This is a genomic window from Paenibacillus macerans, assembly GCF_900454495.1.
Lineage (GTDB): Bacteria > Bacillota > Bacilli > Paenibacillales > Paenibacillaceae > Fontibacillus > Fontibacillus macerans.
This window is the reverse complement of record NZ_UGSI01000001.1, coordinates 148,669-170,788: the sequence shown is the minus strand read 5'-3', so window position 1 is coordinate 170,788 and position 22,120 is coordinate 148,669. Positions and strand designations below refer to the sequence as shown.

Here is a 22,120-nt window from a genome sequence, read left to right as displayed (position 1 = left end):
CGGATCGCCGTTAGGCCGTCCGCATTGTCCGTACTTTCCGCACCCTCGTTGGGCCCTAATTGCCGGCTTGGTCCGAGGGTGCGTCCGTTTCCGAATTCGCCGCCATTGAAGCACCCGGCGGAACCTGAACATGGAACCCCTCTACTTCGGGCTCAACGTAACCAAGCTTGGCCGCTTCCTCAGGGATTTGTTCCTCCAGTTTCTCTTTTTTGACCGTTAGCTCCTTGATCTCGGCGCTCATCGCTTGAATATCCGCATTCAAATTAAACATTTGCCGCTTGATGTTGTAAAGTGTAACATTTTGCCATAAAAGACCAGCCATCACCGCCACGCAAAAAATAATCGTTACCATGTACAACAGTTTCTCGCGAACCTGAAGCGTTGAGCGGCGAGTGACGACCTTCGTCGTTTCACGATAGCGCTGCGTTGACGGATTTTTGCGTTCCGCTGATTTCTGCTTAACTGCCAAATTCCCCCGCGTATAAGCCATTTACGATTCCTCCACTAAGGTTTGCAATTTCTCCGCCACGCGCAATTTTGCCGACCGCGCCCGCGAATTCTCCGCCAGTTCCCTCTCCGACGGGACCACCGGTTTCCGGTTTATCAACTTCAGCGATCCCTTTCCCCCGCATACGCACATCGGAAAGTCGGGGGGACAGGTACATTTCTCCACATAACTAGAAAAAATTTGCTTGCAGATGCGGTCTTCCAAAGAATGAAAGGTGATGACCGAAACTCTCCCGCCCGGCGCCAAACAACGAATCGCGGCATGGAGTCCTTCTTCAAACGCGCCAAGCTCGTCGTTTACGGCGATCCGCAGCGCCTGAAAGCTTCGTTTGGCCGGGTGCCCGCCCGTTCGCCGGGCCGCCGCCGGGATTCCTTCCTTGATCAGCTCGACCAATTGACCGGTCGTTTCTATCGGTTCCTGTTCGCGCCTCTCCACGATGACTTTGGCGATGCGTCTGGAAAACTTCTCCTCCCCGTACTGGAACAAAATGCGGGCAATTTCCCGCTCCGGCCACTCGTTGACGATGTCCCGCGCTGTGAGCCGCGCCGATTGATCCATGCGCATATCGAGGGGGGCGTCAGCGTTGTAGCTGAATCCGCGTTCCCCCTCGTCGAACTGCGGAGACGAAACGCCCAGGTCAAACAGCACGCCATCCACTTGCGGGACGCCGTTCTGCTGCGGGATGCCGCTTAGCTCCAGCAGCTTTTGTTCCAAATGGCGAAAATTGCTTTTCACCAAAGTTAACTTGTCCGCATAAGGGGCCAAACGCTCTTTGGCGTTGTCCAGCGCCCAATCGTCCTGATCAAAAGCGATCAGCCTGCCGCCTTCGCCAAGCTGGGACAAGATGACCGAGCTGTGGCCGCCGCCCCCCAGCGTACAATCTACGTAAATGCCGTCCGGCTTGATGCGCAGCCCTTCTGTCGCTTCTGCTTTAAGCACCGTGATGTGATGAAACACGACTAACGCCCCTCCAGACTAGAACTCGATTTTAAATTCTTTGTGATCAAAAGCCGGCTTTTTAATTACCTTAAGATATTGTTAAAAAGTCGGGTTTTCAGCACCGAGAAGGTTGGATGAAGCTAGGGACGTCAGGAGCGGAGCGTACGTTTTGGGTACGTGAGCACCGGAAGGCCCAGCTGAATTCAAGATTCGATGCCGAAGCCGCTTCTTGACCTGCTTCGTGATCAAAAGCCGGCTTTTTAACTACCTACAGGTCGAAATTGAAGTCGACCAGCTTCTCGGCGATTTCGTTAAACGTATCCTCCGACTGCTGGAAGTATTGCTCCCAAATGTCCTTGCTCCAAATCTCAACCCGATTCGATACGCCCAGAACGACGCAATCTTTCTCCAGCTTCGCGTACTGCCTTAAATTGCCTGGCAGGTTTACCCTTCCCTGTTTATCCCACTCGCATTCCGTAGCTCCCGAGAAAAAAAAGCGGGTAAACGCACGCGCATCCGACTTCATGAGCGGCAAAGCTTTCAGCTTCTGTTCCAGTACTTCCCATTCCTGCATCGGATACACGAAAAGACACTGGTCCAAGCCGCGGGTAACAACAAAAGAGCTTCCGAGGAGATCGCGAAACTTAGCCGGGATAATTATCCGGCCCTTGTCGTCAATGCTATGTTGGAATTCCCCCATAAACATTGGTGTCTCACTCCCTACCTCTTTCCCCCACTTTACACCACTTTGCCCCACATGTTAAGTACCTATTCTGCATTTAACGGAAAAATCCTGCTAGTGCGCGGAAATTTTTTGAGAAGAGGGAAAGGCGGGAGGCTAGCATAACTGCTAAAAAGTTGAGACAAGCACTCTACATTGGACACGCCTCCTCAACTCTTGCGAATGCTGTTGCTATCGGATAAGTCCAATTTAGGCAGTTCCAAACTATTCTCCGTTACGGCGTATTAGAGAAGCAGCAAAAAGCCCCTTTTCCTTATTTTTAGGAAAAAGGGCTATTCTGAAATTCTTTTTTTCGCTTGCTCAGCTCCGTACCGATTCTTTGGGGACGCGCTTAATAGTTGGAATAGCCGGCTACTTGAACGACCACCGTTCGCTTCAAAATAGCGACAATTTATGTACTTAATACCCGGAGTTCTCGCCAGTTCATCCCATTAGCGGCATTTTTTGTACTTATTTTCCTGTGAATGGTCCAGAACGAGGACAGCTCTTTGCGACCTTAAGAAAATAGCGGCATAAATTGCCTCTACTTCTCTTAAATGAGCGGATATCGCGGGAATAAAGACATTTTTTGCCTTTATTTTTCACGCTGGAACATCCCAGGCAAACTTGTTTTTGCAGATTGTCCCGGCGCAATGCCAAAGCGCGTACAGCCGGAAGTATCGCTCTTCCAAGCCGCTCGCGCTGTTTTAAAAATTCCTGGTCTTTCTGTCTACAAGGGAACCCCAGCCACGTTCGGCCAGCCGATCAATGCTCCTGCCAGCTGTCGAGGTAGGCGCGCTGCTCGACGGAAAGCGTGTCGATGCCTACGCCGAGGCTTTCCAGCTTGAAGCGGGCCACTTGCTCATCAAGCTCGTACGGCACGTTTACGACCGTGCTGCCGATTTCCTTGTACCGGTCGTTAACGTATTTCAGCGACAACGCCTGAAGCGCAAACGTCATGTCCATGATCTCGGCCGGATGTCCGTCGCCGGCGGCGAGGTTGACGAGACGACCTTCGGCAAGGATGTACATTTTTCGTCCGTCCTTCAATTGATATTCCTCGATATTGCGGCGAACGGTCCGCACCGAGACGGAACGTTCCTGAAGCTCCGGTTTGTTCACTTCCACGTCGAAGTGGCCGGCGTTCGACAGAATCGCGCCGTCTTTCATCACATCATAATGCTCGCCGCGAATGACGTCACGGTTGCCGGTTACCGTCACGAAGAAATCGCCGAGCTTGGCGGCGTCCAGCATCGGCATTACGCGGAACCCGTCCATGTAGGCTTCGACGGCTTTGATCGCATCAACTTCGGTGACGATGACGTTGGCGCCAAGCCCCTTGGCCCGCATCGCCACGCCTTTGCCGCACCAGCCGTAGCCGACGACGACCACGGTTTTGCCGGCGACCACCAGATTCGTCGTGCGGTTGATGCCGTCCCATACCGATTGTCCGGTGCCATAGCGGTTGTCGAACAAATATTTGCAGTAGGCATCGTTTACTGCGACCATTGGGAATTTAAGCTTTCCTTCCTTATCCATCGCTTTCAGGCGCAAAATGCCGGTCGTCGTTTCCTCGGCGCCGCCGCGGACATTTTCCAGCAGGTCCGGCCGTTCGGAATGCAGAATCGTGACAAGGTCGCCGCCGTCGTCGATGATCAGATCGGGTTTCGTTTCCAGCGCCTTGATCAAAAGCGCTTTGTACTCCGCCGGTTCCGGGTTGTATTTGGCATATACCGTAACCCCGTCTTCCACGAGCGCCGCGCAGACATCATCCTGGGTCGACAGCGGATTGCTTCCGGTGATCGTCACTTCGGCTCCTCCGGCTTGCACCACCTTCGCCAAATAAGCGGTTTTCGCTTCAAGGTGCAGCGAGATCGTCACCTTCAAGCCTTTGAACGGCTGCTCCGCTTCAAACTGCTTGCGGATCCGGTTCAGCACCGGCATGTGGGCCTCCACCCAATCGATTTTGAGGTGCCCCTCCGGCGCTAGCTTCAAGTCCGTAATAATACTGTTTTGAATCGCTGCTGAACTCATTTTCGATCTGCCTCCTATAAATATATAATTCGGTGCGTTCCCGTGATGTCATAAGGAATATCCATCAGAGCGTCAATCCATTCCACGCCAAACCGGTTCATATAATAAAATATGTTATAAACCCGTTCCTGCGGCTTCCGAAGTGGAAACAGCGATAGCTCGATCCGCTCGAAATGGCGCAGCCCCGCTTCATTGCTTTTCTCCAGGGCGTCCTTCGCCTTGCCGCGCAAATATTCGATCTGATCGTAGACTTTATCGCGATTGGCGGCCCCTAATTTCAGCAGCCCGTTTTGGATGCCGGCCAGCTGCTCGATCAACGGATCGTACATTTCGCCAAAAGCCGATTTGATTTCGTCAAACCGGGCGTCAATCCGGATCGCGTCCTGGTTCGCCAGCCACGCTTCACGCTTTTGCCGCAGCACTTCAAGGTCCTTGACGTCGTCCCAACTGAGGCCGTATTTTTCCATATGCTTCTGCAGCGTGCCCTCTACCACGGTAAAAGATTCCCGAGCCAGCAGCAGCGGCATTTTCAAGCCCAGCTTGCCAAACGCTTTACGTATTAACGCCCAGTAGGAGATTTCCCCCGGACCCAACACTGCGCCGAGTACCGGCAAAAGGCTGTCCTGCATCAGCGGCCGGGTCAGCACATTGTTGCTGAAACGCTCCGGATGCTCGCGAAGCTCGGCCAACAGTTCATCCCGGGTGAAGGAAACCTTGCCTTTCCGGTCGGCGAAGCCGCCTTCCCGCTTGAACAGCAGCAGCCGCTCCTGCTCATGTATGTAAAACAGATTGGCTCCGCCTTCGCTCACTTCGGCTTGCGGTTCGTATCCTAGCGCGGCCAAATCGCGGGCGCTTTCGAAATAAGCCGTTTCCAGCTCGTCGTTTTGCCGGATAATCGACTCAAACACCGGGGTTTCCAGCTGGCGGAGTTCGCCATCGGCGGAATCCAGCAGCACAAGGCCGTATTTGCCGAACCAAGCCCCCATCAGCTTGGCGAAGCATTCCGACAGGCTCGCCGATTCCGCGGCGGAACGTCTGAACAGCTCCATCAAGCCGGACTTAAACTCGCTGCCCGGAAGCAGTTGCTCCAGTTCATCCGCCGCCTGCTCCCAATCCTCGCTTTGAACCTGGCTAAAGCTGACCGGCAGGCGGTTGTCCGGGTCGCGTTTAATGCGGATGCGCTTGACCTGCAAGTCCGGAGACAAAATGTAGGAATGATTCACTTCGTCCCAATCATGGTCTTCCCCGGCGATCCAAAACACCGGCACGACCGGCCGATTCAGTTTAGCGGCGGCGGTTTTGGCCGCTTTAATGATCGTGATCGCCTTGTAAATCACCAGCAGCGGCCCGGTAAACAAGCCGCTTTGCTGCCCGCCGACGATGACCGCCGTCCCCGGCTGCTCAAGCTTGCCCAGCGCCTGTTCCACCGCGGCATCCGGGTTGTGCAGGCGGTTGTACTCGCGCAGCCGGCTAACCAAGGCGGTCCGGTTTATCCGGCGATGCTCCGTTTCATCCAGCCATTCGAGCCGGCTGGACCAACTTTCATCCAGCGCCGGATCATATTCGTAAAGCTGAGCAACCGCTCCAAAACGATGCGCATACGCATCCGCAAGCGGACCGGTTGGAGCCAAAGGATCTTGTACTATATTCATCAGGTTACCTGCCTCCTGTTCTTCCATGCAAACCTTACTTGATTGTACCGGATACTCCGCGTACCCGTCAAAGCTAACCTTACTTTTGTTAAATTTCTCACTTTCCGTAAGCCTAAAACGGCAAAAAACTCCCGCAGCCGGTTTTAACCGTGCAGCAGGAGTCTGCATCTGAGCAGCTTATCCTTTTTTCGGCATCGCCACAAAATGGCCTTTGGACACTTCAACCAGCTCCGAATTGTCCAGATCAAACAATCCGCCGTCGGTTTTGCCGTCCTTGGAAGTAATCGGGCCGTTCCCCGTATCCTCCAGATGAATCCGCTTCTTGTTCGCTTCGATCTCCGGGTCCGGAATCGGAATCGCCGACAGCAGCGTTTTGGTATACGGGTGCTGCGGGTTGGCGTAGAGCTCTTCGCTTTCCGCAAGCTCAACGATCCGGCCCAAATACATGACGGCTACGCGATCGCTGATATGCTTAACCATCGACAGATCGTGGGCGATAAACAAATACGTCAAGCCGAGGCGATCCTGCAGTTCTTTAAGCAGGTTGACCACCTGCGCCTGAATGGACACGTCGAGCGCCGATATCGGTTCGTCACAGATAATGAACTTCGGATTTACCGCCAGCGCGCGGGCAATCCCGATCCGCTGCCGTTGTCCGCCGGAAAATTCATGCGGATAACGCGTCGCATGATCGGGATTCAAGCCGACCATATCAAGCAGTTCTTCCACGCGTTTTTTGCGTTCGGCCCGCGAGCCGGCCATACCGTGGATGTCCAGCGCTTCACCGATGATATCCGTCACCGTAAACCGCGGATTCAGCGAGGCGTACGGATCTTGGAAAATCATCTGCATATCGCGGCGCATCGCCTTCATTTTCCGCGGAGCCAGTTTCGTAATATCGGTTCCGTTGAAGCGAATGCTGCCCCCGGTCGGCTCGTACAATCGAAGAATCGTTCGTCCGGCAGTTGATTTGCCGCAGCCCGACTCGCCAACGAGGCCTAGCGTTTCACCTTCGGCAATCGAGAAGCTAATGTCGTTGACGGCTTTCAGCACATTGCCGCCGCCGACGTTAAAATATTTCTTGAGTCCTTCGACTTCGATCAACGTTTTTCCAATGCTCATGACGACTGTCCCTCCTTGGCCATCGGGTGAAGATCCCAGCACCGGGCCATATGCGTATCGCTGAATACGGTCGCTCCCGGATCGATGCGTTCGCAGATCTTCATCGCATGCTCACAGCGGGCCGCAAACGGACAGCCAACCGGCGGTTTAATCAAATCCGGCGGAGTGCCGATAATAGGGATAAGGGGCTCCCCTTTCTTTTGATCCAACCGCGGCATTGAACGCAGCAAACCCTTCGTGTAAGGATGCTGCGGGTTTTTAAAGATTTCCCACTTCGTTCCGGTCTCCACCACCTCGCCGGCATACATAACGATAACGCGGTCGCACATGCCGGCAACGACGCCGAGGTCGTGGGTAATCAAAATGATGGAAGTGCCGAGATGCGCCTGCATCTCTTTCATCACGTCCATGATTTGCGCCTGAATCGTAACGTCAAGCGCCGTCGTCGGTTCATCGGCGATCAGCAGCGCCGGCCGGCAGGCAAGCGCAATGGCGATCATGGCACGCTGCCGCATGCCCCCGGAAAATTCGTGAGGGTATTGGTTAAAGCGGGCTTCCGCATTTTTAATGCCGACAAGCTTCAGCATTTCAATGGCACGTTCTTTTGCTTCGCCCGCTGACATTTTCTGATGTTTGATTAACACTTCGGTGATTTGTCGGCCTACCTTTATCGTAGGATTCAAAGAGGTCATCGGGTCCTGAAAAATCATGCCGATATCTTTACCGCGAATGGCTTCCATTTCTTTATTGCTTTTGGTCAACAGGTTTTCGCCTTGAAAAATAATTTCACCTTGCTTAATGATTGACGGAGGGGACGGAATCAGACGCATGATCGTTTGGGCCGTTACACTTTTACCGCTGCCGGATTCGCCGACAACCGCAACCGTTTCCCCTTTCCCAACTTCAAAATTCATCCCGCGAACAGCTTTCACTTCGCCGCCTTTGACTTGAAAGGATACATGCAAATCTTTGACTTGTAAAATCGGCTCCATCATTCCACCTCCTATTTCTTCAGTTTAGGATCCAGCGCGTCGCGCAAGCCATCACCCAGAATATTAAAAGCAAGCATTGTCAAACTGATCAATACGGCCGGGAACAACATCCGCCAAGGATAATACATCCAACCGGTCAAAGCATCGTTAACCATCGAACCAAGCGACGCCGCCGGAGATTGAACCCCGAGACCAAGAAAGCTCAAGAACGCCTCCGAAAAGATCGCATTCGGCACGGACAACGTCAAAGTTACGATAATCGGGCCCATTGCATTGGGCAACAAGTGCCGGAACAGAAGGCGCATCGATCCCGCCCCCATCGACCGGGATGCCAGAACGAATTCACGATTTTTCAGTTGCATAATTTCGCCGCGAACGATCCAGGACATATTAATCCAACCTGTAATCGTCAGCGCCAGTATAATCGTCCCAAGACTCGGTTTAAGCACGACCAGCAGCAAAATCGTCACGAGCAGGTAAGGAATCGAATACAGAACTTCCGAAAATTTATTCATGATTTCATCAACGCGTCCGCCGAAATATCCCATAATTCCACCGTAAATAACCCCGATCATCAGGTCGACCAAGGCCGCTACAAGCCCTACAATCAACGAGATCCGCGCTCCCATCCAGGTTCGTACGAACATGTCGCGCCCCAAATCGTCAGTACCGAACCAATGATCCCCAGTAAAAGGAGGAAGATTTGTGCTCATCAAATCGTTCGTGCGATCGTCGTATGGCGACATCATTGGGCCGAATATAGCCATCAGGACAATAATGGCAAGAACCGTCAACGCTACCATAGCCAGTTTATTTTTCAACAAACGCTCCCAGGCGTCGCGCCAAGCCGAAATACTTTCCCTTTGAATCTCTTCCGCTTGTTTTTCATTGGCCCCGATTTTCCGAAAATCCTCCTGGGTCAGATCCGTTGAATTAACAGGCGTTGTCGTAACTTTATTTGCCGACAAAATTACCCCTCCTTACCTTTAACCAGTTTAATTCGCGGATCGATAAAAGGATATAACAAATCGGTAATAAACCGTGTAAACATAAGCAAGGCGCCATAAAAAATCGTGATCCCCATAATCATCGGATAATCCCGATCCCCTATGGATTGGACAAACTGCTTACCGATACCTCCAATCCCGAACACCTGCTCAATGACCACAGAGCCTGTAACAATATTCGCGGTCATCGTTCCCAAATAAGTAACTACGGGAAGGATGCCGTTGCGGATCACATGTCTAAACATGATCGTTACCCAGTTTAGACCTTTTGCCTTTGCCGTTTTAATATAGTCCGCATTGAGTACTTCCAGCATGCTGGAACGTGTCAAGCGAGCGATAAACGCGATTGGCTGCGCAGACAACGCCGCAACAGGAAGCACAAAGTCCAGCGGACTCTGAAGTCCCGCAACATTGAATAAGTGCAATTTAAAAGCCAGGAAAAATTGCAGCAAGGCGGCGATGACGAAGCTTGGTACGGCGATGCCAAGCACCGCCAAAACCATCGCGATGTTGTCAATCAGTTTCCGGTGATATAACGCCGCGAGCATCCCGAGCAATACCCCGATGATTACCGAAGCGACGATCGCCACCAACCCCAAACGCAGCGAAGCTGAAAAAGTCTGCAAAATACGATCCGTAACGTCTTGATTTATTATTTTCATTGAAATACCTAGATCGCCCCGGATCACCTTGCCCAGATAGTCGATGTATTGGACGAATACAGGTTTATCCAAACCATACTGATGAAATAGCTTCTCTCTGATTTCCGGCGATACGGCCTTTTCCGACAAAAACGGATTGCCGGGGATGGCTTTCATCAAGAAAAATGTTGCCGTAATCAGAATGAATAAGGAAACAAGCAAATAAAAAAACTTGTTTGCAAAATAACGCACCATATCCGCAGAAACACCTCCTTAGTAATGTCACAATAAAACTGCGCTCTTATAAAATAGTAGTTTATATAAATAGGTATGTCTAATGGGGATACATAAAAAAACGGGATATATGTGGCAGTTCCACACATATATCCCATAGCTATATGCTGCTTTTATAACACCGTTTTCTAGTTCGGGATATTAATGTTCCAAAAGATAAGCCCGGTCGTAGTAAACAGCGCCGCTATAATCCATTGTTACGCCTTTAAGATACGGCTTTGTCAAAGAAGGCTGCACATAGTAATAAATCGGCATTACACCCATCTCTTCTTTAATCAGAATTTCTTCAGCTCTAGCCATGTTGTCCATACGTTTCTGGTTATCCGCTTCTTTATACGTATCGGCTACCAGTTTGTCATACTCTTCATTTTTGAGTCTAATCTTGTTGTTGCCGCTGTTGGTGGTCCACATATCAATGAACGTCATCGGGTCGTTATAATCCGGTACCCAACCGGCGCGCGCAATCTGGAAGTTGCCGTTGGTACGGTTATCCAGGAATACTTGCCATTCCTGGTTTTCAAGTTTAACATCTACGCCCAGGTTCTTTTTCCACATGTCAGCGATTGCCGTAGCTAGTTTCTTATGATTTTCGTCCGTGTTGTAGATCAAAGTAATTTCCGGTAGCGTTGTGTAACCTTCCTCCTGCATACCTTCCTGCAGCAGTTTTTTGGCTTCTTCCACATTTTCGCTAAACAACGGTTCGCTATGCTCCTTGCGGAATTCGTCGTTTACGCCTTTCATACCCGGCGGAACAAAGCCGTATGCTGGAATCTGTCCACCCAGGGTAATCTTATCCACGAGATCTTGACGCGAAATTGCCATCGCAAACGCTTTACGGATTTTCGCGTTCGTAAACGGTTCAGCCTCCGTGTTAAATTCATAGTAATATACATTCGCGATCGACGGCAAAGCCAGTTCATTAGGAAGTTCCTGTTTCAAAATCGGGATCTGGTCCGCGGGAATGTTGCCGTTCGGCATGCCTGCGCGATCAAGCTCTCCGTTTTTGTAACTGAGCACTTCGGTTGCTGCGCTGTTCACGATCGTAAACTTAATCGTATTGAGCTTGATTTCGTCCTTAGCCCAGTAATGATCGTTTTTAACATATTCCATCGATTGTCCGGGCACGCGGCTCTTCAGCACGAACGGTCCGTTGGTGATCATCGTGCTTGGATCCGTAGCCCATTTGTCATTGCCTTTAACCGAAGAATGGACAGGGAAGTAGGTATAGAAAGCGGTCAAGTTGACAAAATACGGCGTCGGATTATTCAACTCGACTTGTAGTGTGTAATCATCGACTGCTTTTGCGCCTACTTGCGAAAAATCTGTAATTTCGCCCTTATTGTACTGCTCCGCATTTTTAATGTAGTAAAGTTGGTAAGCATATGGAGGAGCCGGTTTAGAATTAGGATTCAGAACGCGCTCCCACGCGAACAGAAAATCGTTCGCGGTTACCGCATCACCGTTGCTCCACTTAGCGTCTTTGCGTAGATGGAAAGTATAGGTCAAGCCATCATCGGAAACTTCCCATTTTTCAGCTACACCGGGTAATTCCTTATTGCCTTCAAGACGCGCCAAACCTTCGTACATAAGGCTGAGCGCCAGGTGTGCCTGGTTATCTTGAGCCAGCGCCGGGTCAAATGTCGGCACGTCCGCCGCAGCGTTCAAACGAAGCGTTTGATCCGCAGCCAATTTTTCTTCGCCGCTGTTGCCGCTGTCGGAAGCTTTATTGTTGCCGCCGTTTGCAGCGCCGTTGCCGCCGTTCGAACCGCACGCGGAAAGCAACGTGCCCACGGCGAGAACGAGCGTCAGAAGCAGGAGTAGACTCTTACTCTTCTTCATCTAGCGTTATCCCCCTTAAAATATTGTGGTATATGTTTTTAGATTATACAACCAGCGGTCAAAAAAATCCAACATAAATTTTCGGTAATTCCGCGTTTTTCGCCAAAAAGGGCCCGCTCATGTAACAAAATCGTCCGTTATCCCATATTGACAATTGCTGTTTCTTAACAATTAACCTTGGGTGTCATGGTTTCATTCGTTATTTGGCGGTCCCTGGTTTGTATATTATAGTTTAAGCGGTCAAAATATATGTAATGAAACTGATTAAAAATAAAAGAATGTAAGCTGCCCCCGTCCCCGCAAACGCCAAGCGCCAAACCGCGCGCAGCAGTCGCCGCACGTCCACCTTGCCTTTCAGGCGGTTTTGCGCCCCGCCGATCAATCCGCCGGCAATAAGCAATACAAGCAGAATCAGGTAGAAGCCGAATGAGGAGTGAAACACATTGTTGAACAAAGCGGCCGCCCCCAAGATCAGAAATAGCGTCGTGACGTCCATCGCCAGCATAATGGCGGCTTTTTTCTCGCGTTTTGCCCCATAGTAGTATATGAAATAAACGAGCAAAAACGGAATGACCGGAATCATGGAAAACACGATAAGAAAAGTGGCCAAAACACTCAAAAACCCACCTCCTTTATGTTGGAAAAGAAAAGCTTACACAAAAAGTAAGTAACTATATTTTTATATGCATGTCAGGTTGCATCCCCCGAATCAGCTGCCAAACCAACTCATGTCCAGGGGCGTCAACCTGCTTGGCACGCGCCATTTCCGCCAGACGGCCGTTAATAAAATCGATTTCCGTCGGATTTCCCGCAAGGACATCCTTCAGCATCGACGAGGTGTTGCCGGCCGTAGAGCGGCAAACCTCCAGGATTTGCGCATAGATATCCGCATCGTGTGCGATTCCGTTTGCCCGAAAAATGCGTTCCCCTTCGTCGCACAGCTGCCGCATCGCCGCTATTCGCGCCTCCGATTCCAGCAATTGGCCGTTCGGAATCCGCCAAATTGCCGTAAGCGGATTAATAACCGCATTGATGAGCAGCTTCCTGAACATTTCCTTTCCGATGTCATTCGACAAAAAGGCGTTAAATCCTGCCTTTCGAAGCAAATTTACCAAACTTTCCCCCGAAAATTCGGGAAAATCAACTCCCGTGCCGCCAGATTCTCCATCCTTGTAGATCCCGGCACGCGTTTCACCAAACCCGGCCCGGGTTACGCTGCGTCCGTCCGCTCGTTTTGCGCCTTCCGTGGTGATCGCCGCATATAACGCTTGCCCCGGGATGATTTGCCGAATCCGTTCCAAGTGCCCCGCTCCATTTTGAAAACAAACGATGCGGGTATGCTTTCCGGCTAGCCGGCCGCAAGCCGTCAATAAAGTTTCGGTGATATGGCCCTGCTTCGTCATCAGCAGCAGCCAATCGGGCGCCTCCGCCATATCCGTTTCGGCCGTCTGATCAAGTGCGTCCGCAGCAAACCGCTTTCCTTCTATTATATGGATCGTTCCATCAGGCTCCGTCAGCTCGACGCCTTCCCCTCGGAGCAGCTCTGCCTGCGCGGCCGTTCTTGTCCAAAAACGCACCCGTTCTCCCGCCTCAGCAAGCTTTCCGCCAAACAACAGCCCGAGCGCCCCCGCCCCAATAATATCTATCTTCACCTCAACTAACTTCCTTTCGCCGTCTTATCGCAAATCCTCTATAATTGTTCCTCTTCATTTTATACCAAACCCTTCCCCCAAAACACAAAAATCCCGCCATATGGCGGGATGGATACTAAGCTTGGGCAGTTCTCTTGTCCATTAGTGAATCTTAGCAAAGAAATCGATTCAATTCTAAGCTATGTAACGGATAAAATTGAACGAAAGAACCGGTATGTTCCATGCGGGAGGTGTGAAATAATTCTGAAGAAACGGCAGTGGTCGCCTTTGCGAGCGGATTTCTTCCTTGTTGGAATCTATAAAATCAATAGAAATCCGTGAACAACAGCGATCGTAAGAACATTTCACACGTTTACCGCAATTGCATACCTCTAAAGTTCAATCAGCTCATCCGTCTGCAACAGCGATCTTAAAGTCAAACGATATCATTTACCATGATTCATTTTACAAGAAGAGATTTGCCATGCATTGTCCCCGCCCAGGCGGGATTTTTGCGTTTTGCGGCTCCTACTCGATACGCTCCAAATTCCCGTTCGCGTCCATCTTAAACCGCGATTTGCTTTCTTCGTCCTCTTCGTTCAGAAAGGCAAGGCGACGAGCACGGTCCATGATTTGGATTAAAGCTTTGTAGTCGTCGTTAACCGCTCTGTAGTCGGTTTGCACTTCATTAACCTGCGCCGAGAGGCGTTCGTTCTCCTCCTTCAGCGCGGCGATTTCTTCTTCCTTTTCCCGCAATTCCTTTTCCAACGCTTTGACATGCCGGTTCGTTTCCTGCACCGTGTTTTTCCAACCGCGCAAAAAGCGGATGACCGCGTCGATGGAAATCGTCTCCTCCGTCACGCCTTCGCTGCGGTAACCGTCCTCCGTTTCCACCGAAGCGAGGGAAGCGATGCCGGAACCTGCGGAGAGCGACGATTGCTTTTTCATATAATTCCGTTTTTGCCGCTGGGCTTTGGCTATGCTGATCGCCGCTTCATATTTTTTACGGACGCAGCTGTTCCAGCGGAACCCGCATGCGGCCGCCGTTCTGCCGATCCGTTCCCCAACCTCCTCGAATGCGGTAAGCTGTGTGCTGCCCTCCCGAATATGGCGAAGAGTCACCTCGGCCAAAATCAAATCATCTTCCGCGCTCCATGCGTCTTGTCTCACTGCTGTCATGCTATAAAAACCTCCTAACGACATCCTAGTCTTAAACCGTTTTCCCGCCGGCATACCGGCGGACGAATAAGTAAAAAGCTTCTTACTCCATTTCTATGCCTCTCATAGAGTTCATAGAATCTATTTGATACTAAAATGTATTTCCAAAATCCGGGTTCTCCATACCTGATGTATGAACGCAATGGAAAACGCTGACGAAAACCGGGCAATTACCATAATATTCATCACATTTTACCAGGCATACCCAGGTTAATTGCTGACTTTTCGTTTACACTTATCGGGCTAACGGGTATAATGAGTAAAGAAATGGGACCTTCGTCGATACATATGAAAGGGGGATTTATTCGTGGCACGCATGTTCCGCGTCCTTGGTTTCTTTACCCTTGCCATTGGACTCATGGCCTTTGCCGGCGGTATGACCGAAATGGCGCTGCTGTTTTTTCTGCAAACCGCCTTTTTCGTTCTTTTCGGTTACCTGAAGTTTACGGAAAGAACGTATATCCTGCTGTTCTGGGGATATATGATCGTCGCCTTTACAGGTTTCAGCTATTGGACGGTCTTCAAAATGGGTTTGCCACTATAATCCGAATAAAAAAAGCGTTGCAAAAGGCGGTTCGACCTCGGGTCGAGCCGCCTTTTTTCATGATCCCTGCTATTTCCTCGCTTGGTAACATATATATAGTACAACTACTCACGGGAGAGGATCTTCTTTGAACAAACGTTATCCATCCTTGGTGCTGCTGGTGCTCTGCATCTTCGCTTTCCTTCTTCCGGCGGCGTCATGGGCCGAGACGCTTACGGAAGAGGAGCAGCAAATATTGGAGCAAAGCTTGTCCATCAAGGAGATCGATAGAGAAATCGCCCGCATTGAAGCAAGGCAGCAGGAGACGGAAACCGCGATCCGGAAGCTGTCAGGACAACTGGCCGCGAAAAACGAACAGATCCGGGTCAGCCGGGAACAGGCCGGGGCGCGCATCCGGGCATATTATATGGGGGAGCGGGAAAATCTGTTTGCAGCTCTGCTGTCAGTGGGCAGCTTAAAAGATTTTTTTACCGTATTGGATTATTATCAATTGATTTTGGAGCGCGATCGCATCGTGCTGGGAAAGTACAAATCCGAATATGCCGATCTGATGAATACGAAACATGAGCTGGAAACCGTGTCGGACGATCTTGCCCGGATGAAAGCGGAGCTTCAGCTTCAGCGGGAGCGCGTCGCCGCCCTGCAGCAGCAGGTGGACCGGTCCCTCGGCCTTAGCGCGGATCCGGAAAAGTTGAAGGCGATGATCGAAGATTTGATGGTTTATTGGGAAAACGTCGGACTGAATGAGCTGAGAAAATATTTCGCCGCGCTGTCCGCAGTGATGTCCGAGTTTCCCGACTTTTTGAACGAATACGAGGACAGCCTGGTTGCCGAAAAGGGAGGTTACACCCTGACGGTTCGGCAGGAGGAGCTGAACGAATTTCTGCATCGCAAAAATGAACTATTAAAAGACATCCGCTTCTCCTTCCTGGAAAATCAAATCACGGTGCAGGGCAGCCGGGAAGGGCTTGAACTTAAGGTGGATGGACATTACACGGTGGAGCGGGAGCCGGAAAACTCCATTACTTTTCACGTCGACCGTTTGCTGTTTAACGGCCTGGAGCTCCCGGACACGACCCGGGCCGAGCTTGAACGCGACTTCGATTTGGGTTTTTACCCCAAAAAAATAGTCCCCTTTGTGGAAGCCACCGAAGTGACGATTTCCCGGGGAACCTTAGTCGTCAAATTGAAGTTGTCGTTCTGATTACTGCCCGCTCCGTCCGAACTTGTCCGCCAAAGACGCGGCGCTCGCCTTTCCGTTCAAATAATTTTCCACAAGCCCGGAAAACTCCTCCAGCTCGGCCGGAAGACCGCTTCCGGCCGGCATCGCGGACTTCGCTCCCGATGCCGCGAACGCCCCGCTCCAATCCGGCAGCTTATATTTCGCAGCCTCATCGTAGACCGCGTGCAACACAGGGAGATGACCCGTTGCTTCAAACCATTGGCTTTGGCTTTCTGAGGAGGTCATTGCCTCAATCCATTCCCCAGCGGCATCGGGGTTTTGGGAATGCGAAGAGACCGCGTAACTCCGCCCGGCGATCCAGCCCGAATACCGCCCCTGCTTCTTCTCGGGCAACACGGCTTTTGTACCCGCCTGCGGATGGCTTGCGGCCTCCGAAGCCGTCGTTAACAGCATCGCAAGCTCGCCGCGCTGCAGTTGGTTCCACAAGCCCTGGTCCTCCGCCGGCGGCGAACCTTTCGATACCAAATAAGGCCGAAGCTGCTCCAGCCGCATTAGCGCGGTCTGCATTTCACCGGTAAGCGTAAATGGGGAAGCTTGTCCATTTTCCTTAGCGCCGCCGCCAAGCTGCCAAAGCAGCGTCAGGGCCGCATAAGGATCGCTTCCGTCCACGCCCAGCAAATGCTGCGGAAGCCGTTTTGGTTCGGAGCCGGAAGCTAGCAACGCGTTCCACGCGTCCGGCGAATCCGGGGGCGCCTCCATTCCCAGCTCTTTCATCGCCTTATCCGAGAATACATATACATAAGGATCGACATCCGCAGGAACTCCCCACACGTAACCGTTCCACTCGTTTGGAACGAGGGAAACGCTTAACACTTCTCCCGACAAAACTCCCGAATAATAAATTTCCGTCGGCAGCAAATATCCGTCCGCCGCAAATTGACGCACCCAGGCGTTGTCCAACAGCAAAACGTCAGGCGACTCACCAAGCTTCAACAAGTTTTGGAACGACGCGTAGGCTTCTTCCGAAGCAACATTCGTCAATTCGACCTGGACCTTATGGCTGTCCATAAACGTCCGGGTCATTTGCTCAAGCTGGCGAAAATCGGACTCGTTCATCTGCACCGCTACCCGAATATGTCCCGTTTCCTGGGGTACCTCGGTTTGCGGAACGCTGGCCGGCGGTTCGTCGCCGCGTTCTTCGGAACGGACCAGCGCCGTTTCCTCGCTGGGGGACAAATTGATCAACGCCAGCAGAAGGAGGGCAAAAAGCACCCAATGGTTTTTTCGCTTCACACCCGTTCATCCTCTCCGCCCCAGGGGCACCAACCCCTAACCCCTGTACGGCCCTGTCATAAAGCTATCGCTATTTATTGTAACAAATCGCGAATCCGGTTGTCCCGCCAAAAATTAGAAAACCCTCGCCGCTGACGAGGTTCTTTGTCATGTAAACCCATCCGCTAAGTGCAAGGGGAGGGATGGATATGGCGTTCCCCCCGCTGTTAGAGTCAGGTTAACTCTGTTTAGAAAGGCGCGGACTGGATCAGTTCGCGCCTTAATAATTTTTGGACTTTTTGAACTACCTCTTACAGCAAATCCGCCGCCACTTGCGCCAGCTTGGAGCGTTCGCCTTTCTCCAGTGTAATATGCCCGCTGATCCCCTGATCCCTAAAGCGTTCCACGAGACCCGTCAAGCCGTTGCTGGAAAAATCGAGGTAGGGATGGTCGATTTGTTCGGGATCCCCCATAAGCACGATTTTACTGCCTTCTCCAACCCGGGATACGATCGTTTTCACCTCATGGCGCGTCAGGTTCTGAGCCTCATCCACGATAATAAACTGCCCGGGGATGGAGCGCCCGCGGATATACGTCAGCGCCTCCACCTGGATGCTGCCGAGCCCCATCAATATTTTCTCGATATCCCCCGATTTTTTCGTATCAAACAGGAATTCCAGGTTATCGTAAATCGGCTGCATCCAGGGGCGCAGCTTTTCTTCCTTTTCCCCGGGCAAAAATCCGATGTCCTTCCCCATCGGCACGACGGGGCGGGCGATCAGCAGCTTCTTGTATTTGTGTTCGTCCTCGACTTTAAGCAGGCCGGCGGCCAGGGCCAGCAGCGTTTTGCCGGTTCCCGCCTTGCCGGTGATCGTCACCAGCGGAATATCGTCGTTCAGCAGAAGCTCCAGCGCCATTCGCTGCTGCGCGTTGCGGGCGTTGATTCCCCATACCGGCTCATTGCTTAAAAACAGCGGCTCAAGCCGGCTGGCATCTTCGTTCAGCTTCAGCAGGGCCGATTTCCCGCTGCCCATCTCATCTTTCAAAATAACAAACTCGTGCGGATAAAGGGAATAATGAAGTCCCAGCAGCTTGACCGGCAAGGAACGGTAGGTGTAAAATTCATCGATGATTGAAGGATGGACTTTAATGGTGGAGTATCCTCCGTACAGATCGCTGGGTCCGACCGTACGGTCCGATAAATAATCCTGGGCGGTCAGCCCGAGCACATCCGCTTTGATACGGACCAGCACGTCCTTGCTGACCAGCACGACCGGCCGCGGATCGGGCAGCTCAATTTGTTCCAAATGGTAATTAAGCGCCACGGCCAAAATCCGGTTATCGTTCGTCGCCTCGCCGAACATCTCCTGAACTTTGATGAAGCTGCGATGGTTTAACTCCACCTTGATCCTGCCGCCGCCTTCGAGCGGAACTCCGTCATGCAGACGGCCCGTTTCGCGCAATCCATCGAGCAGCCTGGAGACGCCCCGGGCGTTGCGGCCCAGTTCGTCGGCGTTGCGCTTCTTCGTGTCGATCTCCTCCAGCACGACGGCCGGTATGACCACTTCATGTTCATCGAAGGCAAAAATCGCATGCGGATCGTGCAGCAGCACATTGGTATCCAATACAAAGATTTTTTTCATCCTTATCCCCTCCACCGCGGTCATTGCAGCCTTGTGACTTCATACATATTTTTCTCCGCCCCGGGAAATCTATATCTGATGACTTATCGTCGAATCAAGAGATCATTTCCGAAAGGACGGATCCAACATGCGAATATGGCTGTGTTTGTTATTGACGGCTACCCTGCTTACAAGCTGCGGAACTGTTAATAAAAAGGCATCACCCTCTCCACAGAATCAAACGGGCACCGTTCCCCGGACGCAAAGCGTAAGCCCGAACGCTAATCCGAATTTGGCAAACCGAGGAAAGATGTCAGATCGGGATAGACAAGTTTATTTGGAACAGCTGGTAAAAAGAGTGCCTGGCGTCCAAGGCGCGCATTGCGTCGTAATGGGCAACACCGCTGTCGTCGGCATCGATGTCGACAGCCGGCTGGAACGCGCCCGCGTGGGAAGCATTAAATATACAGTGGCTGAAGCCCTTCGTAAAGATCCCCAGGGGGCCGGCGCCATCGTTACGGCCGATATGGATTTGAACCAGCGCCTCGCGGAAATCGGTAATAAAATCCGGCAAGGCCATCCTGTAGCGGGCGTGGCCACCGAACTCGCCGATATCATCGGACGGATCGTTCCGCAGATGCCAAACGACACCCGGCCGCAGACGGGCGAAAGCCCAACGCGGATGAATATGGCCCCGGGCGGCCAAAGCGGGCAAATCCCGCCAAGAACCCGCTAAGTTTGTCCCAATAAGGCAAAAAAGCCTGGCGAACAAGTCGCTAGGCTTTTTTCATTGCGGCAAACACTTGGCTGTCCAGCATGTCCGCGGCACGCTGGTCGTATACTTTGGCATAAACCGGAGCGGAAACTAGTTGCGCGCCGTAAAACAAAGCGTTGCGAACCGCGTCGATGCGCACATCGAAGCAGCACATCTTGAACGGAACCCCTTCTAATGGGTCCTGCACAACGGTTGCCCGGCCATTAATGGCATAAATCGTTTCTTTGCCGAACACCGAAACCGTAACTCTGGGGTTGGCCTTAATGTTGCCGACCAGCCTCGAACGATGATCCAGAGCCAGCCGCAGCGTGGCATGATCAACGGCGTAAAGCCATGAAATGGCGCTGGACGTCGGCCCCCCGGATTCCCGATCCACCGTATTCAGCAGCACAAACGTCTCGGACTGGAGAGAGGCGTAAAGCGAATCGGACAATTGGGTGACGGTTTCTGACATCATTACCAGCCCTCCTGCACTTAAACCTTCAAGGGATGAAACTTAGGGAACTTCAGTCATCCTGTTGTTAATTATATTATAGCACGAGGCAAAACTTGCCTTCAATCGTTCAATGACCCGTCCGCCGCCTCCGCGGCGTTATCTTCCCGGGCCGGCTGCTTCGTCCCGGCAAGCTCATCCTTCAAAGCTTGTTTGGCCGCGTCAAGCTCGTCCTGGTGCAAATATACGAAAGGGCTTTTCCAATCCCCGGTGACCGGCATGAAATCCACGTTTTCCTTGGAAATATCCCAATAGGCGGAAATCAGGTTTTTCATTTGTTCCGATTCCAGGTCCGTCTCCAGGTTTTTGCCGACGGATTGGATCACTTTGCCCGCTCCCAAAACCCCGTTAAGCGATTTGGCCTGATCGATCAAAGCATGGAGCACTTCATTCTGGCGCCGGTTGCGGTCAAAATCGTCGGAGCCTTTCGTTCTCGGTCTGCAGTTGGACTTCCGGTACCGGACATACCCAAGCGCATCTTCCCCGTTCAGGTGCTGCGCCCCCTTCTTCAAGTTGATATCCGTGCCGTCGGCTCTGTCCCGGTAACACATATCGGCGTCGACATTGACATCCACACCGCCCAAAGCGTCGACGATATCGCGAAAACCTTGGAAGTTGATCACCGTCACGTAATCGATCGAAGTACCGAAAAATTTGCTCATCATCGTCTTCATTTCCTGTTCCGCCGGAATGCCGCTTTTTTTCTCCGCCACCAGGAAGTTCGGATAAAACGCGTTGATTTTGTTCGTTTTATAGCCGTCCATTTCAAGCTTGGTATCGCGAGGCAGCGACACGATCGTAGCGGATTTGGTGTTCGGATTCATCGCAACCACCATCATCACGTCGCTGAGGTGCGTCCCGGTTTCCGGACGATAATCCGTTCCGAGCAGCAGCATCGTAAGCGGCTTGACCTTGGCCGATTTCTCCGGAGCCACCTTTCCCGATGTGCCCGTTGCATCGATCACCTGATCGGTCGTGTAGATCAAATATCCCGCATATAACCCGGCGCCGATGATTGCAACGATCATGACCGTCAGCAGGATTTTGAAAAATGTCCTGATACCGCTAGGTTTTTTTTTCTTCTTTAGCGTTTTTTTCGTGGACCGGCTTTGGGTTTGCTTTCTGGGAGGCAAACCGCTGCGATTGGAACTCATACAATTAAACACCTTATTTCTGTGATATTAAGCCGCATCTAAAAGACGAACCGCATCGCTGAAAAGTTACCGGTTTATTTCCCGGAAAATTATGCCGACTTGTCGCCCGAGGTCGGGTTCGCCCCATCTTTTTTCTTTTGCCGCCCTTCGACAAAATAGCGGATACGCACCATCAGCATCAGCGCAACGGCAACCAGAAGGCATTGGATAATCGGCAGCTTATCGATTTGAAAAATAAGCAGCAGGAAAGAACCTATCGCCATAAGCAGATACAGAATCGCTTCCTTCCATAGCGGAAGCTTTTGCTGCGCGCGAAATACCTTGTTGTACACGAAAATGATCAGCACCAAAATCAGCAGATACGAAATGACCGGATGTTGCGCAAACCAAGCTTGCAATGGGGCGTCCTCCTTTATTACGAGTTCAAAAAGTCAGGTTTTCAGCACCGAGAAGGTTGAATGAAGCTAGGGACTGAGTAG

General features: G+C 51.7%; 21 protein-coding genes. 3 read left to right on the top strand and 18 right to left on the bottom strand.

What is annotated here, in order from left to right; all coding sequences use genetic code 11:
- Window positions 1-55 precede the first annotated feature (55 nt).
- The 13 genes from DYE26_RS00770 to DYE26_RS00710 all read right to left on the bottom strand — a co-directional run bounded on the left by DYE26_RS00770 (window position 56) and on the right by DYE26_RS00710 (window position 14,559).
- The gene (locus tag DYE26_RS00770; protein ID WP_036621388.1) at window positions 56-490 is read right to left on the bottom strand and encodes a hypothetical protein; all 435 of its coding nucleotides are present in this window, start codon (window positions 488-490) and stop codon (window positions 56-58) included.
- On the bottom strand, window positions 491-1,465 hold the full coding sequence (gene rsmH, locus DYE26_RS00765; protein ID WP_036621386.1) for a 16S rRNA (cytosine(1402)-N(4))-methyltransferase RsmH: 975 nt from the start codon (window positions 1,463-1,465) through the stop codon (window positions 491-493).
- Between the two features lie 250 nt (window positions 1,466-1,715).
- Window positions 1,716-2,153, bottom strand: a complete 438-nt coding sequence (gene mraZ, locus DYE26_RS00760; protein ID WP_036621384.1) for a division/cell wall cluster transcriptional repressor MraZ — start codon at window positions 2,151-2,153, stop codon at window positions 1,716-1,718.
- Window positions 2,154-2,933: 780 nt separating this feature from the next.
- The gene (locus tag DYE26_RS00755) at window positions 2,934-4,202 is read right to left on the bottom strand and encodes an adenosylhomocysteinase (RefSeq protein WP_036621382.1); all 1,269 of its coding nucleotides are present in this window, start codon (window positions 4,200-4,202) and stop codon (window positions 2,934-2,936) included.
- Window positions 4,203-4,216: 14 nt separating this feature from the next.
- On the bottom strand, window positions 4,217-5,854 hold the full coding sequence (gene bshC / locus DYE26_RS00750; protein WP_036621380.1) for a bacillithiol biosynthesis cysteine-adding enzyme BshC: 1,638 nt from the start codon (window positions 5,852-5,854) through the stop codon (window positions 4,217-4,219).
- Window positions 5,855-6,031: 177 nt separating this feature from the next.
- Entirely contained in the window at window positions 6,032-6,976 is a 945-nt protein-coding gene (locus DYE26_RS00745) for an ABC transporter ATP-binding protein (protein ID WP_036621378.1), read from the bottom strand.
- The gene (locus tag DYE26_RS00740; RefSeq protein WP_036621377.1) at window positions 6,973-7,968 is read right to left on the bottom strand and encodes an ABC transporter ATP-binding protein; all 996 of its coding nucleotides are present in this window, start codon (window positions 7,966-7,968) and stop codon (window positions 6,973-6,975) included. The genes DYE26_RS00745 and DYE26_RS00740 overlap by 4 nt, the downstream gene beginning before the upstream one ends.
- Before the next feature lie 11 nt (window positions 7,969-7,979).
- Window positions 7,980-8,939 carry an ABC transporter permease gene (locus DYE26_RS00735; protein ID WP_371861052.1) on the bottom strand — a complete coding sequence of 320 codons (960 nt, stop codon included), beginning with the start codon at window positions 8,937-8,939 and terminating at the stop codon, window positions 7,980-7,982.
- Window positions 8,939-9,871 carry an ABC transporter permease gene (locus DYE26_RS00730; protein WP_036621374.1) on the bottom strand — a complete coding sequence of 311 codons (933 nt, stop codon included), beginning with the start codon at window positions 9,869-9,871 and terminating at the stop codon, window positions 8,939-8,941. The genes DYE26_RS00735 and DYE26_RS00730 overlap by 1 nt, the downstream gene beginning before the upstream one ends.
- Window positions 9,872-10,051: 180 nt before the next feature.
- Window positions 10,052-11,749 carry a peptide ABC transporter substrate-binding protein gene (locus DYE26_RS00725; RefSeq protein ID WP_036621372.1) on the bottom strand — a complete coding sequence of 566 codons (1,698 nt, stop codon included), beginning with the start codon at window positions 11,747-11,749 and terminating at the stop codon, window positions 10,052-10,054.
- Between the two features lie 232 nt (window positions 11,750-11,981).
- Window positions 11,982-12,368: a DUF3397 domain-containing protein gene (locus DYE26_RS00720; protein WP_036621370.1), complete on the bottom strand. Its 387-nt coding sequence runs from the start codon at window positions 12,366-12,368 to the stop codon at window positions 11,982-11,984.
- A 52-nt stretch (window positions 12,369-12,420) separates the two neighbouring features.
- Window positions 12,421-13,401: a ketopantoate reductase family protein gene (locus tag DYE26_RS00715; protein ID WP_036621369.1), complete on the bottom strand. Its 981-nt coding sequence runs from the start codon at window positions 13,399-13,401 to the stop codon at window positions 12,421-12,423.
- A 507-nt stretch (window positions 13,402-13,908) separates the two neighbouring features.
- A complete protein-coding gene (locus tag DYE26_RS00710) occupies window positions 13,909-14,559 on the bottom strand; it encodes an RsfA family transcriptional regulator (RefSeq protein WP_036621367.1) in 651 nt (216 codons plus the stop codon).
- A gap of 346 nt (window positions 14,560-14,905) precedes the next feature.
- Between DYE26_RS00710 and DYE26_RS00705 the strand changes: the two genes are divergently transcribed.
- Window positions 14,906-15,142 (top strand): DUF2626 family protein, encoded by a 237-nt coding sequence (locus tag DYE26_RS00705; protein WP_036621366.1) that lies wholly within the window; start codon window positions 14,906-14,908, stop codon window positions 15,140-15,142.
- Window positions 15,143-15,269: 127 nt separating this feature from the next.
- Complete coding sequence (locus DYE26_RS00700) at window positions 15,270-16,346, top strand: coiled-coil domain-containing protein (RefSeq protein ID WP_036621364.1); 1,077 nt, start codon at window positions 15,270-15,272, stop codon at window positions 16,344-16,346.
- On the opposite strand, the gene DYE26_RS00695 is transcribed toward DYE26_RS00700, so the two are convergent.
- Both DYE26_RS00695 and DYE26_RS00690 read right to left on the bottom strand, forming a co-directional pair.
- Window positions 16,347-17,618: a sugar ABC transporter substrate-binding protein gene (locus DYE26_RS00695; RefSeq protein WP_051985366.1), complete on the bottom strand. Its 1,272-nt coding sequence runs from the start codon at window positions 17,616-17,618 to the stop codon at window positions 16,347-16,349.
- Window positions 17,619-17,908: 290 nt separating this feature from the next.
- Window positions 17,909-19,240 carry a PhoH family protein gene (locus tag DYE26_RS00690; protein WP_036621362.1) on the bottom strand — a complete coding sequence of 444 codons (1,332 nt, stop codon included), beginning with the start codon at window positions 19,238-19,240 and terminating at the stop codon, window positions 17,909-17,911.
- Window positions 19,241-19,367: 127 nt separating this feature from the next.
- Between DYE26_RS00690 and DYE26_RS00685 the strand changes: the two genes are divergently transcribed.
- Entirely contained in the window at window positions 19,368-19,955 is a 588-nt protein-coding gene (locus DYE26_RS00685) for a YhcN/YlaJ family sporulation lipoprotein (protein WP_036621361.1), read from the top strand.
- A gap of 40 nt (window positions 19,956-19,995) precedes the next feature.
- Here DYE26_RS00685 and DYE26_RS00680 read toward each other — a convergent pair whose 3' ends face one another.
- The 3 genes from DYE26_RS00680 to DYE26_RS00670 form a co-directional block, all read right to left on the bottom strand.
- Complete coding sequence (locus DYE26_RS00680; RefSeq protein WP_036627867.1) at window positions 19,996-20,448, bottom strand: pyridoxamine 5'-phosphate oxidase family protein; 453 nt, start codon at window positions 20,446-20,448, stop codon at window positions 19,996-19,998.
- Between the two features lie 101 nt (window positions 20,449-20,549).
- Window positions 20,550-21,641 carry an LCP family protein gene (locus DYE26_RS00675; protein ID WP_036621360.1) on the bottom strand — a complete coding sequence of 364 codons (1,092 nt, stop codon included), beginning with the start codon at window positions 21,639-21,641 and terminating at the stop codon, window positions 20,550-20,552.
- Between the two features lie 89 nt (window positions 21,642-21,730).
- The gene (locus tag DYE26_RS00670; protein WP_036621358.1) at window positions 21,731-22,039 is read right to left on the bottom strand and encodes a YlaH-like family protein; all 309 of its coding nucleotides are present in this window, start codon (window positions 22,037-22,039) and stop codon (window positions 21,731-21,733) included.
- Between the last annotated feature and the right edge of the window lie 81 nt (window positions 22,040-22,120).

Excerpts from the sequence above, each read along its gene's own strand:
- DYE26_RS00770 (WP_036621388.1), bottom strand. The coding sequence starts at position 490 with ATGGCTTATACGCGGGGGAATTTGGCAGTTAAGCAGAAATCAGCGGAA.
- mraZ (WP_036621384.1), bottom strand. The coding sequence starts at position 2,153 with ATGTTTATGGGGGAATTCCAACATAGCATTGACGACAAGGGCCGGATA.
- DYE26_RS00755 (WP_036621382.1), bottom strand. The coding sequence starts at position 4,202 with ATGAGTTCAGCAGCGATTCAAAACAGTATTATTACGGACTTGAAGCTA.
- bshC (WP_036621380.1), bottom strand. The coding sequence starts at position 5,854 with ATGAATATAGTACAAGATCCTTTGGCTCCAACCGGTCCGCTTGCGGAT.
- DYE26_RS00745 (WP_036621378.1), bottom strand. The coding sequence starts at position 6,976 with ATGAGCATTGGAAAAACGTTGATCGAAGTCGAAGGACTCAAGAAATAT.
- DYE26_RS00740 (WP_036621377.1), bottom strand. The coding sequence starts at position 7,968 with ATGGAGCCGATTTTACAAGTCAAAGATTTGCATGTATCCTTTCAAGTC.
- DYE26_RS00730 (WP_036621374.1), bottom strand. The coding sequence starts at position 9,871 with ATGGTGCGTTATTTTGCAAACAAGTTTTTTTATTTGCTTGTTTCCTTA.
- DYE26_RS00725 (WP_036621372.1), bottom strand. The coding sequence starts at position 11,749 with ATGAAGAAGAGTAAGAGTCTACTCCTGCTTCTGACGCTCGTTCTCGCC.
- DYE26_RS00710 (WP_036621367.1), bottom strand. The coding sequence starts at position 14,559 with ATGACAGCAGTGAGACAAGACGCATGGAGCGCGGAAGATGATTTGATT.
- DYE26_RS00690 (WP_036621362.1), bottom strand. The coding sequence starts at position 19,240 with ATGAAAAAAATCTTTGTATTGGATACCAATGTGCTGCTGCACGATCCG.
- DYE26_RS00685 (WP_036621361.1), top strand. The coding sequence starts at position 19,368 with ATGCGAATATGGCTGTGTTTGTTATTGACGGCTACCCTGCTTACAAGC.
- DYE26_RS00680 (WP_036627867.1), bottom strand. The coding sequence starts at position 20,448 with ATGTCAGAAACCGTCACCCAATTGTCCGATTCGCTTTACGCCTCTCTC.
- DYE26_RS00675 (WP_036621360.1), bottom strand. The coding sequence starts at position 21,641 with ATGAGTTCCAATCGCAGCGGTTTGCCTCCCAGAAAGCAAACCCAAAGC.